The 13,853-nt window shown below is 67.1% G+C and carries 2 protein-coding genes; both read right to left on the bottom strand.

The features are described 5' to 3' along the window. Window positions 1–302: 302 nt before the first annotated feature. Window positions 303–2,693 carry a DUF8189 domain-containing protein gene (locus LPU43_RS27180; RefSeq protein ID WP_229403396.1) on the bottom strand — a complete coding sequence of 797 codons (2,391 nt, stop codon included), beginning with the start codon at window positions 2,691–2,693 and terminating at the stop codon, window positions 303–305. Window positions 2,694–3,215: 522 nt separating this feature from the next. Beyond that, a complete protein-coding gene (locus LPU43_RS27175) occupies window positions 3,216–12,533 on the bottom strand; it encodes a LamG-like jellyroll fold domain-containing protein (RefSeq protein ID WP_229403395.1) in 9,318 nt (3,105 codons plus the stop codon). Window positions 12,534–13,853 lie beyond the last annotated feature (1,320 nt).

The following is a 13,853-nucleotide window of genomic DNA, read 5'->3' as shown; positions in this document are numbered from 1 at the left end:
GCATGTCACCGCGCCAGTTCGGGGCTGCCTGCGCCTCTATCGCCGGGGCGGGGGCGGCACCGGGATGGAGCAGGACGGCCGGGGTGGGTGCGGCACCCCGGCCGTCCGCCCGGGCCTCGATCCCGCGCGAGCGGAAGAGGCCTTGGTCCCAGTTTCACCGAACTCCGTCGTTTCCGCAGCCCCGTACGCCGACCGGCTCAGACCGTCCGGCGCTTACTCTCCTGCCGTACAACTGCCTGGCCATGTACCCGGGGCCTCCGTCACACGGATGGAGACCCCGGGTGCAGGACGGTGCGCCGAGCTCAGGCCGGCGGGGCCGGCAGGGTGTGGGCCTGGAACCGGACGTTCGCCGGCGCCTCGGTCGCTGGTGATGCGGTCTTCAGCGAGGGGAGGATCTGCCGGTCGTACACCCGGGTGGCGTCGTTGACATTCCGATAGACGATCATCCAACTGCTACCGCTGCCATTGCTGAGCAGCGCGACCGTTGGATCCGTGGCGGCCGGATCGCTGAACCCCGAGTTGATCGCCTCCCAGTTCCCCCAGGCACCGGAGCCAGGGGCAGTCTCGAAGACCCGGTAGATTTCGTTGTCGGCCCCACGGACCACGACCGCCGTCCGGCCCAGCACCGGGTCGAGGATCGCGGCCGGCGGGCCAGCAGCGACCTGCGCGCCGACGGCCTCCCAGACGGTCGACCAGACCCCGGCAGCGTCCTGCCGCTTGCTGACGACCGAGCCGTCGGAGGCACGGGCGAAGATCGCCGTACGGTAGCCCGGGTAGACAACCGCAGCCGGCGTTCCCGCCACGGTGCCACCCAGGTCCGTCCACGTCGACAGACCGCCGTCGTTGGTGTAAACGGCGGTCTTGACAGCGCCCGTCGCGGTGGTCCCGATGATCCGGAGACCCACTTCGATTCGCTCCGCCGTGACCTTACCGACGAGACCCGCGTTGCCGAGGCTCTTCCAGGAAGGACCGGTGCCGGACTGACGGTAGTGCCAGAGTCGGCCGTCGATGTCGACGTCGAACAGCACGCCGGTGCCGTCGGCCACTGTCGTCGCCGTCGGCGTCCCCGCCATCGACCCGCCAAAGTCCGTCAGCGGGTCCCAGGTCGCCGCACCCGCAGCGGTCTGACCGCCGCCCCAGATGGTGCCGCTGGTGTGCTGTGCGCTGACCTGTACCGGTTTGCCGCCGGGCTGGTGGAGCGCCGGCTGGCCGGTGAACGACTCCAGGCCGGAGACGACCGTCCACTGAACGCCGGAGAAGTCGTTCGGGTCGGCCTGGTGCCCGATTCGCAACTGCCCCAGGTTGTTGACGTAGGCGTACTCGACGGTTCCGTTGGCGGTGCCCGCCGGCTGCGCCTGAAGGGCGACGCTCTTGGAGTACGTGGCGACCGGCAGGGGCGTCACCGGATCGGCGAACCAGCCCTGGACATCGACCACGAGATGGACCGTTCCATCGGAGTCGTTCCCGATGGAGACCCGGCCCTCACCATCGACCATGGCTACCACGAGGCTGGAACGAGGACCTTGACCGGAGTTGAAGTGTAGCGACGTTCCCCGCGGCGGCAACGTCTCAGGAGCACCAAACCAGCCCGGTCCCACGTGAAGGAGCCCGGTTGCGGTCGGACTGACGGCGGTCACGTTCAGCACCACGGCTGCGACGCCCCGGGTAGGCAGCCCATTGCTGCCGCCGACGCCGACCGAGATGCCGCCATTAGCGGCTATCGGCACATTGCTGCCGACACGGGTGTCGAGCACCCGGCCAGCCGAGATCGGGCGCAAGCCCGCTCCGGTCGTCGGTTGGTCGGTGAAGTAGCCCTGGACCGAGATGGTGACGTCGACGGCGGACCCCTGGTTCGTGATGTTGATGCTTCTACTTCCATCACCCTTGAGCCTGACGCTCATCGCCATGGAAGTAGCGCCAGGCCGGTAGTCAACGGTCGTGGAGGAAGCCGTGTTGACTCCGACGGTCAGCGTGCCGGATGCGGTGGCGCGGGCAACGGCCACATCCAGCAACACTGCTTTGGCGGTGCTCGGAACCGCAACAATTGGGAAGGTAGCCGGGGACAGGTCGACGGCGACTGTGGCACCGTTGGCTATCGCAGGCGGGGGCGGGCACTCGTCCTTGGGAAAGCACGGCTTCGGTCGCAATGGAAAAGGAAAGACCTGCATGTGCTTGACCGCCACGAACCCGGATCCCGCGCTCCCCGTGGTGGCGGTGAAGTAACCCTGCACGTCGAGCTTGATGTGCACGTTCCCAGCCTGGTTGTGGATGGCGAGCTTGCCGTTCGCGCCAACCTTCACCACTGCCGAGTTGGACAGGGTCTCCCCCGTCGAGGCACTCAGCGACGTGGCGGTAGGCCGCGTCGTCTGGTCCGGGTAGACGGTCAGTGACGTGTTGGCGGTCGGGCTGATCGTCGTCACGTCGACCATCAGCGCACTGACGCCGGTAGCCGGGATGCTGCCGACACCCAGGGCGTTCACCGCCGTGACGCTGTTGGCACCCCGGACACCGGTGACACCACCGGTGCCGTTACGGGTGTCCAGGAGCACGGCGTTGACCGGTACGAAGTCACCACCCTTGCCAGCGGCGTCCGCGTACGCCGGCACCCCCGACCGCAGCAGTGTCAAGCTTCCCGACAGTACCAATACCATCACCAAAGAGAATCTCGATACGGATTTACCAGCCTTACCCATAGCTAATCCTCCAGCCACCTAGCCACACTTTCTCCGAGTGAACAACTTACATCGATGGATCAGGTGCCCCGCCAGGTTCGATACACCTCTCAGCCTAGGAAATGACGAAGGAGCCCAAGCGACAGAATGGGACGCATCCAGAGTCGCCACATGCACTCCGAAGGGCTTATTCCACGCCCCGCAGAGGACCAAATTTAGATGGAGAGTGAGCGCCTCCTTGATCTTCATGCCACTTACAATGAGTGGCGCACAGGTACGCCTCGCCCCCATTGATTACGTACCATAAAGGCTTTACCTCGCGAGGCAGCTCGACCCCGCAATCACCCCAGTCATCGGGAGCCAGATCGATGTGAAGTCGACTCAGAGTTGGTGCCAAGTGCATGAAGTAGACATGACTGAACAACACATCGATCCGCGTCTCGAATCCGGGCACGTCGACGCTCCGCAGAAGTAGCTGTGAATAGCTCACAACGTACTGCCATACGTGGAACTCCCGATCCCACCGAACGAGGTTCCGCACCCCTATCCTCCAAGGTAGCTCGGTCGAGCGATATTTACTTCTGCTTCATTCAGATAGAAATTGATGCTATCCCACCTTCTGTTGCCGAGCCGGACGGAACGGCCCACGATATTCATCTCCCGCTCGGTCGTGAACCAGTTCGCACCGCCGCCATTGCGATACGCCTCGTCAAACAAGTCCCCCGGCGTTGCGCTTGCAGGGTTCGCACCCGCCCCAGGCTTGAAACCGTCAAGACGGATGTGGATCCTCGCCTTTGGGTGGTAATTGGCGACGTCTCGGACGGACGCGAGCGCACCATCAAGGTCCTCATCCAGAAAATGCGTGTACTGGTTCTTGTCCGCAAATTCCCGGAGGCCATTTTTACGAATACCCAGGGCAACGTTTTCATATGCTTCCCCGCAGTTGTGTACCAGTACCGCAGTCTCGGCGGCCACCACATAGTACGTGTGAAGACCGTCTACGGTGAGGTTGTGGACCCTCTGCCATTGCGTGCGCTTCGTGGCGGCTACAACCTTTACCGGCCGGTGGTCCGCCGTCTCGAAAGTGAAGCCCTGCTTCAACTCACTTGCCTTGACCCAACGCCTCTCATTGGCCGCCCAGAACGGGTGTCCCTCGGTCGCAGTGACCGTTGCCGTCCGATGACCCCTGGCACCGTCGGCATCGATCTTGATGTCGACGAGATCCTTGCTTCCGGTTCCGACAAGCAGCGCGGTGACCATACGGCCCTCGGTCCGTCCGCTCGTCGGGTCGGTGGCAAGCACTCTGTCACCGATCCTGACCTCGCTGATCAGCTTCTGACTGCCGTCGGCCATCAGCACCCGGGTCTGTGGCGTAAAGCTGTTCGGGCACCTGCCGACCAACTTGTTGCCGAGCGAACGCGTCTGGCTGCCGATTGCACGGGCCTCGGTCAGACCTGCGCTTAACGCTTTGCCACTCGCCGACCGAAGCCCGCCGCTCAGTCCTCGGATCCCGGCCCCCAGCGCCTGACCGCCGATGGAGCCCAGAGCCCCGCCGAGCGCCCCGGTCAGACCGCCCAAGGCTGCGGCGCCGGCCAGGTCCCAGCCGCGCTTGCCCTCCATGTAGCCAGTCACCGCCGAGCCGACCGCCCCCGCGAGCGCCCCGCAGGCCACCGCCCCGACACCGGTCCAGCCGATCGCCGCACCGCAACCCAACCCGACGACCGTGCCGGCGACGACGCCCGCGATCGTGGCAGCGTGGTCCTCGACGAACTGGGTCGCCTTGTCCCACACGGCGGACACGCCCTCGGTGACGGACGCCAGTTTCTGCGCCGCCTCCTGCCAGAGTTTCTGCTTGAACTTCTGTGGGTCCTTGATGGCCATCGTGGTGACGGCGACGACGCTAGCCGCCATCTTGAAGCCCGTGGAGACCACCTTGCCGAGGGCGATCAGCGGCTTGGTGAGCGCCTGGATCACCGGCAGCTTGGTAAACTTGACCGCCTGTTTGATGGCCGCCTTCGCCGCGCTAGTCACCGCGACCTTGGCCTGGTAGATGCGTTGCGCGACTATCTTGGCCTGCTGTTTCGCCCAGTCAGCGGCGCGGGCCACCGTGTTGTAACCGGAACGGATCGCGTTGCCGACGTACCTGACCACGCTCTTGGCCTTGTTCGCCAGCCAGCTCGCGCCCTTGGAGATGGCCCGACCGACCGCCTTGAGGCCGGACACGGCGTAGTTCCACGCCTTGGATACGTAGCTCTTGGTGTAGTTCCATGCCGTGGACGCGTAGCTGCTGACCGTGTTGACGACGTTGGAGACGGTGTTCTTGACCGCCCTGGCTGCGCGGTCCACCCACTTCGGCCAGTGGCCGTCCGGGTCGTCGAAGTCCAGCGGCGCCCCCGCGCCGTAGGTGTAACGGTTGGCCAGGATCGAGTCGCCGGAGGTGTAGTTGACGCTGTCCCGCGAGGTGAACGTGCCGCTCCCCGGCTGGTACCAGCGGGCCCCCATGTCCACCTGGCCGGTGTCCGGGTCCGTCCAGTCGCCCTGGAAGCCCAGCCGGCCCGTGCTGCCGGAGCTGCTCATCTTCTTGCCGAACGGGTCGTAGGTGGTGGAGTCGTTCAGCGCAGAAAGCTGGGTGTCGGCCGGGTCGAGGGCCGCCACCACGTCGCCGTGGGCGTCTGTCAGCGACAGCCGCTGGTTCGGGCCCTGGGCAGTGGCGAGAAGTTCGTCGTTCGGCCCCCGGGCGTAGTACTCGACCCCGTCGTGCACCACCTCGTCGCCCAGCCCCGCGTAGACGAAGGCGTTTCCGGTGCGCGAGACCACCCGGTCCAGGCCGTCGTAGGCGTAGGCCTGGTCCTTGGCCCCGGTCAGCCGGTCGAAGGCGTCGAACGAGAACTGTTCGGCCAGGCCGGAGCTGGTCCGGGTCCGCAGGGTCCCCCGAGCGGTGTACGCGTACGTGTAGTCGCCGTCGGAGATCAGCCGGTTCCGCTCGTCGAAGGACGAGGTCTTGGTGCCGGCCCGCACCCGGTTGCCGCTGTCGTCCCAGGCGTAGGTGACGGTCCCTGCAGGACCGGTCCAGGAAATCAGCCGGCCGGCCTTGTCGTAATCGTAGGTGTTGTTGCCGGCACCGGCGGTGCCAGAGGTGTTCTTGCTCGTGACATGGCCGTTGAGGTCGAAGCCGTAGCTGACGGAGGCGACCGTCTGTCCGGCCGAGTTGCGCAGCACGTCGTTGGTGACCCGGCCGTAGTCGTCGTAGCCGAAGGTGCGCAACCGGCCGGCGCCGTAGTCGACGGTCTTGACATCGCCAGCGGCGTCGTAGGTGAGCTTCTGCTGCTGACCGGTGATGCTGTCGGTCAGGGTGTCGAGGCGGCCGTTGACGTAGCCGAAGGTGGCCGTCCCGGTGAGATCGGCCCGGGTGGTGAGCAGGCCGTCGTCGTCGTAGCCGAAGCTCGCCGCGCCGGACGGGCCGGCGGCGGAGATCAGACCACCTCGGTCGTTCCAGTCGTAGGTGTTGTTGCCGTCGGGAGCGCTGACCTTCGTCAACCTGCCGGCCTGGTCGTAGTCCAGGATCCGGGTGGCGGTGGGGGTGTCACCACCGGAGCCCGTCTCCTCGGTCAGGCGACCCGCCGCGTCGAAGGTGCGCTGGCGGCTCACCCCACCGGGCGCACTCAGCCGCACCGGGTTGCCGGCGGCGCTGTACCCGAAGGTCCAGGTGCGGTCCCCGGCTGTGGGATGGCCGGCCGTGGGTGGCTCGATCACCGACTCCGGCAGCCCCAGGCTGTTGTACGTGTAGACGGTGGAGTTACCGCGGCCATCGGTGTAGCGGGTCCGGTTGCCGGCGGCGTCGTAGCCGAAGGTGGTGGTGATCGACGCCGTGGCGGTCGTCGGCTCGATCTGCTTGACGAGCCGGTTCGCCGCGTCGTACTCGTACGAGGTGACGGTGTCGTACGGATCCTTCGACGAGGTCATGTTGCCGGCGGCGTCGTAGCCGTAGTACTGCGTGCGCAGGGTCGCGCCGTCGGCCTTCAGGTTGCTGGTGGCGACCTGGTTGCCGAAGAGGTCGAAGACGAGGCGGGTGGTGCGGCCGAGCCCGTCGGAGACCCGGACCTGCCGGCCGGTGAAGTCGTACCCGAAGAGCGTGGCCTCGCCGGTCGGCGCGGTGGTCCGGGTGATCTCGCCGATCGAGTTGAAGACGTTGACCGTGGTGGCCCCGGTAGGCGACGTCGTCGAGATCAGGTTTCCCGCGTCGTCGTAGCTGAGCTTGCTGACCAGGTTGCGGGTGCTCGGACGACGCTCGACGACGGTCTGGGTGACCTGCCGGTCGAGGTCGTCGTAGGTGGACTCGACCCGGGCACCGGTCGGGCCGGTGACCGAGAGGACCTCACCGGTACGGGTGTAGGTGTAGCTGGTGAGCGCCCGGTCGTCGTTGGTTTTCGACGGCTCGTTGCGGACCGTGAGCCTGTTGAGTTGGTCGTAGGTGTAGCGGGTGGTGCCGGCCGGGTCGGTTTCCTCGGTCACGTTGCCCAACGGGTCGTAGCTGCGCTGGGTCTCCGGGGTGACCGGCTGGTTCACCCCCGGGGCCTGGTACGTCGGAGCGAGACCTCGAACGAGGCGGCCGAGCTTGTCGTACTCGGAGGTGGAGATCTTGCCACGGGGATCGCGCACGGCGACCTGCTCGCCGAAAGCGTTGTACCCGACAGCGCTGTTCGGGGCTGTCTCCACCGCCGGGTTGCCGTCGCTCTCTGCGACGACCGTCGGCCCGGTCACGCCCACCTGTTGGCCGAGTTCGTCATACCGGTAGGTGGTGGTGAACTTCGCCTTGTCGGCGCCGGGGAGATTGCCACGCGGATCGGTGACAGAGGTGCGTAGGCCCCGGCTGTCGTAGGTGTAGCTCGTCACCCGGGTTTCGGTCTCGGCGGTAACCGTCTCGGCCGTCACGTTGCCCGCGTCGTCGTAGGTGTAGTCGACGACCTCCGACGCCGCCTGCACCTCCCACGGCAGATTGGACGGCGTGCCGGAACGGACCGTCTGCGTGACGTTGCCGTTGAGGTCGTAGGTGAAGGTGTTGGCTCGCCGTACCCCGTTCGGGTCCAGCGCGGTGGTCTTCACCTTTCCGGCCCTGTCGACGGTGTGCTCGGTGGTCCGGGTGCCGTTGGCCTCGACCTTGCGGGTCACGTTGCCCGCACCGTCGTAGGTGTTCTCCTCCACGACGTAGTTCCGGGTGCTGCCGTCCGGGTTGTGGAAGCCCTTGAGGGTGATCTTGCGCAACAGGTCGTCGCCGTAGTACTGGTACTCCAGTCGCCGGCCCATCGCGTCGGTGTCGCTGGCCAGCCGCCCGGAGAAGTCGTACGAGTAGGAGTGCAGCACCAGGTAGTCGCCGGCGCCGGCGCCGGGGGCACCCCCCGGGTCGCCGCGCCAGTTCCGCAGCCTCACCTCGGCGACCTTGTTCTGGGCGGTGTACGCCCAGTCGTACCGGTTGCCGTTGGCGTCGGTCATGGTGGTCTTGTTGCCGAACCGGTCGTAGCCGTAGCTCGTCTCGTTGCCCTCGGCGTCGACGACCTTGACCGGCCGGCCCTGGTCGTCGTACTCCGTGCTGGTGACCCGGGCTGCGTCCCCGGTGAGCAGATCCGAGACGGTGACCTTGATGGCGTTGCCGTCGGCGTCGTGCTCGTTGACGGTGTGGCTCTGGTGCCGCTGGCCCGAGATCGCGTCGGTGGTGACCGGCCCGGTGACGGTCGCCACCCGAGAGTGCGCGTCGTAGGTGATCGTGGTGGTGACACCGGCCGGGTGGGTATCAGAAACGACCTTCTCGGTGATTCGCCGGCCCAGCACGTCGTACGTGTACTCGGTGACCAGCCCGGACGGCTCAGTCACGCGGGCCAGGTCGCCGTTGTGGTAGTAGGCGTAGCGGGTGATCTTGCCTCGCGCATCGGTGCTGGTAGACAGCAGTCCGGACGGCTGCATCCCCCCGCCGTACGCCGGCTCCCCGCCCGTGCTGTAGGTGTGGCCGACCGTGCTGCCATCCGGGTTGGTCTGGCTCGACAGCTGGCCTTTTGCCGAGTACGAGAAGGTGGTCCGGTAGGTGGCGTCGGTCGGCCCGCTCGACCGCCCGTCGCGCTGCTCGACAGCCAGGTCGATCCGGGGATCGAACGGGTCGGTGATGGTGGCCGAGTAGCCGTAGTAGTTCGTGAAGCACTGGGTGGCCGTCCGGCAGCTCTTGCGGGTCGAGAGTCGACCCCGGCTGTCGTACGTCATCTCCACCGAGTCACCGTTCTCGTTGGTGACCTTGCTCTGGAAGCCGTCCTCGTCGTAGGCGAAGGAGCGGATGGCCATGCCCTCCAGCGGGTGCCGGACGAAGACCGGCCCGCCCGCGTCGCCCGGAATCGTGGTGCAGAAGGCTGGATCGTTCGGATCGGGCTGGGAACAGGCCCCGGTGGGGCTGGGGCTCGGCGTCGGGCTGGGCTGCCCAGGCCGGTCCTCCTCCCGGGTTTCCAGACCGAGCGGGGTGCCGGAACGTAGCAGCCGACCGGCGAGCGCGTCGTACTCGTACAGGTAGGGGCGGTTGGCGGGGTCGAGGACCTGGACGCTGCGCCGCAGGTCGGCGTCGCCACCGTAGACCGTGGGCTGGCCGACCTTCCAGGTTCCACCGTCGTCGTCGGTGTACTCCTTGACGCGGTCGGTGGCGGTGTCGTACTCGACCTCGGTGGCCACGCGACCACTCGGCAGGGTCACCCGCGTCAGTTGCTGCGCGGCCGGTTTCGCGTATCGCTGATGCGCGGCTGCGGCGGCCGGGCCCAACGGGCGCGAGTAGACGGCCACCTCGTCGATGGTGCCGGCGAAGTACCGTTGGGCGGTGGTGCCCCAGGCCGGCCAGGAGGACGGTGTGGCCGCCGACGCGGCACCGACCTGGTTGAAGGTCAGCAGCGAGTGTTCGATCGCCGGTCCGGTGAGCTCGCCGACCTTCACCCCGTCGAGGTACATGGTCTGGGTGTTGGCCATCGCGGAGAGCACCACGTGGTGCCACTTGTCGTCGTTGACTGCGCCGACCGAGGTGATCGGCGCGATCGTACCGGTCGCGAACTGCCCACGCAGCTTGCCGTCGGTGCCGGTGTAGAGCACCGGCACCCCGCTGGTGGCCGTGGTGCCGAACGCCTTGTCCTGGTAGCCGATCAGTGGGCCGCCGGTCTGCGCCAGCCCGATCTTGAACCACAGCTCGACCGAAGCGTCCCGGCTCTTCTTGACCAGGCCCTTGGGCAGTTCCAGGTAGGCGGAATTCCCGTTGAAACCGGCTGCGGTGCCGTTCGTGCCCTCGAGCGCCCCCGGCCGGCCCAGGGTGACATTGCGATACGTGCCGGCGTCCTTGCCAAGGTTGATCGCCACGTCGCTGGCCGCGCCGGTGCCCTCGGACTCACCGAGGCGGTAGTACGAGTCGGGCTTGGCATCGAGGACGGCGGTGCGATAGTGCGAGCCGGCCGCGTAGTCGTAGCTGGTGCACGCGGACTCCGGGCCGCAGACCTTGGTCAGCAGGTCGCCGTTGTAGGTGTAGGTCCAGTTCAATGCGGCACCGTTGACCGGGTCGGTGCTGACCGTGGTGATGTGGTTGCCGGTCCAGGTGAAGCGCAGCGACCGGCCGGCGGTGTTGGTCTGGCTGTTGGACACCTGGGCCCGGGCCAGCTTGCCGATCGACGTGTTGTAGGTCAGCACGACCACGTGCCCCGAATTGTCACTGATCCGGGTCAACCTGCCGTCCACGAACGTGTACGTCGCCCCGGAGCGGTCCTGCAGCTTCCAGACGGTGGCGTCGACGGTGAGCTTCGCGACCCGTCCGGACGGGGCGGCAAACGTGCCGTCTGGGTTCCTGCCGAACCGGACCTCCTGGCCGTCTGGATAGCGGATCACCACGTTGCCGGAGCCGTCGTCGTCGGGGATCAGGGCCATGTCGTACCGGCTGGACCAGCCCGCGCCGAACACCCCCGAGGGCCGGGGATCGAGGCTGTTGTAGGTGCGAACCAGGTTCAGTTCCGGCCCGACGGTCGCCACGGTGGCATCCACGGCCGACGTGGCGAAGTTGCCGATCTGGGCGTCGAACTCCCGTCCCTGCTCCGCGTCGGGCGAGGTGGCGATGCGGGAGAGCAGGTCCGGCTGAGGCACCGAGGTGAGCAACACGGAGTCCGGGGAGACGACCTCGTTGGCGACGTCCTTGACGTAGGAACGCCACAGATAGCTCTTGCCCCAGGACATCCGTCCGCTGGGCACCACCCACGACTGCTTGGCCTGGTAGCCGGAGTTCGTGCAGTTGGTGGCCGCCCCGGCATCGGTCCGGTCACAGACCTCGAACTTGAACGACAGCGTGGCGCCGGGTGGCGCGTCGGTGTCGACGGCCCGGGCCCAGAGCAGCGGGGTCAGCGTGGGTGCCTGGTAGCCGTTGTCCGGATAGATCTCCTGCACCACTGGCGGCACATCGAAGACCTGCAGGACGATCCTGCCGGGCGGTACCTGATGGTCGGTGAAGACGGTGCCGCCCGTTCGCACCATGGTGAAGTCGAGGAAGTAGGTGCCCGGCTCCATCCGCTTGACGGTCGCCTCGAGGGTCACCTTCCCGCCCCGGGCGAGGGTGGTGCTGAGGTTGGCCGCCCGCTGCTGGGTGACCGCCGCGCCCGTCCTCGCGTCGTACGCCCGGTAGGCGAGGTAGTAGTTCGACGGCGACCATGCCTCCGCGCCACGGTTGGTGACAGTGACCTTGACCTTGCCGTCCTGGTTGCGCAGGACCGCCGGTTCCGGCGTCGGCTTCGGGATCGCGTACCCCGCGTTGTACGGCGAGTGGGTGACGTACAGGGCCGGCGGGTTGGCGGTTCCGGTGCCGGCGAACTTCTTCCACGCGGAGCCGTCGGTGGTCGACGCGCGCAGCGAGAGGCCGTGGTTGTCCTGCTGGCCGTCCACCCAGCGCTGCACCAGGTTCCGCCCGGCCGCGCCGAGGTCGAACATCTCCCCCGCCGCCGGGCAGGCCGACTGGTTCTGGCCGAGCGCGACGTATCCGTGAGCGAACGAACGGCTGGCCAGCGACCCACCCACCGACGGCCCCGGGTACGAGTAGCCGGTGCCGGCCGACCACGATTCGGTGACCGGGTGGACGGTCACCTGCCTCGGTCTGCAGGAGGCCGCGTCGAAGTTGACCGCGGAGAGCGCTGCGCCGTGGATGGTGTGGTGCTGAAGTCGGCTGACGAGTCCGCCGAACTTGAGATAGGCCGCAGCGTTGGATCCGCCGGAGCGGCCGACGAGCAACTCGCTGCCGCCGGAGGTGGAACTGTTCCCGTGGACGTACATACTGCTGTCGGCCTTCACCGGGTCGACCGGCGGGCCCACGGTCGGGTCGACCTCGACCGGGTAGCTCCGGGCCGGGTCGCTCAGCCACTCCTTGTCGAGGGTGACCTTCAGCGCCTGCTGACCCTCGTCGGTGACCAGTTCGTACGTCACACCGGTGGAGGTCGCCGGTCCGGTGGCACCGGAGCCGGCGTCCATCATGTAACCGGGAGGAATGACCCCCCGCTGGCGTCCGTCTCGGCCGGTGAGAAGGACCTGGCCGTCGGCAAGCTGCGCCGTGAGCTCTCTTAGGCGAAGCGGGAACACGTACGAGCTGGGCGCCTGGGCCGAGTGCAGGACCAGGGTCTCCTTCACCCCGCCGGCCCGGGGCTCCAACCGCAGGTCCACGTCCGGGCGTACGTCGACGTAGGTGACGACGTTTCCGTCAGCCCGGCCGGGCGAGTCTCTTGCTCCGGACAGCCCGAAGCCGAATTCGGCGCCGCCCTCAAACGTCAGCCGTGCCAACTCACCCGCCGTACTGCGGGCGTCGATGTTGAGACCCACCATGTCGGCGGTCGTATGCCAGCCCGCGCCGTTGCCCGCCGGCAGTAGGTCAGGGTTGATCGGTGCCCAACTGCCGTCAGGCTTGCGATAGTTGATCGGCGCGGACGAGAACTCGGTCGTCTGGGTACCGTCCGCGTTGTCGTAGACCCGCTGGTTGGCGGCGCGGTCGGCTAGGCGCTCCCGACTGGTCCGCTTGTCGAAACCGCGAGCACGACCGGCCGGTGGCACGGCAACAAATGCCTTGTTCCGTCCCGCTGCCGGTTCCTGGGCGAGTCGATGCAGCGGATACTGCCCCCGTAGCGATTTCGGGATCTCCTCGTTGTTCCGCCCGCGGGTCACGTGGGATTTGCCGGCTGCCGATCCCCATACCTGGTCCGGCTTCTTACCACTACCACGCTGACCGTTGGCGATCCCGCCCTTCCCGGTCCCGGAGACCGGAAACGCGGTCACTCCGCTGCCGCCCAGGTTGAGCATCAGGATACCGACCAGCGCGGCCGCCACCGTCAAGCGTGCGTTCGCCATGCGGAGCAACGGCTGCCGTCTACGTGGCCGAGGATGCAGGTCGGCTGGCTGCCAACGCGGGTGGAACAGGCGCCGAACGTTGGAGGACATCATCAACCCCCGGATCGAGGAGAAGCTGGCGGGCAGCGTGCCGCGCGACGACACGAGGGGTCGGGGCACAGTAAAGGACGCCGGTGCGAACAGCCAACGCGCTGAAATGGGCAGCAAAAAATAACCGAGCCGAAGGCCAGAGTGGAAAACCCGGGAAGCGAGGGTTTATCTCGCGGGAAGGGCGGTCACGTGAGAAGCAGTCCGTCCGAAAGGCCCAGCAACGCCTGTCTACGGCAGAACGCCGGCAAACCTGCGGTCACAGCTTTACACCCCCGTGCACTGCTACTCATCAATGTGCTGCTGTACAGTGACAGCATCGTGGCGCTCTGTCAAGGCCCGGTCACCCTGCGGATCCGGGAAGCGGTGACCATGATCGACCACGCTGAGTGAAGCTGGCGGTATCACGGTCAGTTCCCTGCCGCCCACAGCGGTTACGGAGTGCGACACGCTACTGAAAGACAGCGAGGCCTCGGCGACGCTTGGGCCCACCTCCGCAGAAAGCGGCCAACTCAGAACCTGGACCCGGATTCGACGACAGGCACCTTCGACATTCTCGACACAGCGCCCGGCGAAGCAGATACATCGTCTGCACGGCCCGGAACCAACGAAACCGCCTCAACAGTGAGCAACGGCAGGCACGCAGCACCCGGCGAAAGCCTTACCCCCGAACAGGCCGCGCCGTCGGCTTCGCCTTCGACCCCGGCGAGGCAA

This window comes from Micromonospora okii (assembly GCF_020884795.1).
Taxonomy (GTDB): Bacteria; Actinomycetota; Actinomycetes; order Mycobacteriales; family Micromonosporaceae; genus Micromonospora; species Micromonospora okii.
Note: the sequence above shows the minus strand (reverse complement) of the source record. Positions and strands in the feature narration are given on the sequence as shown.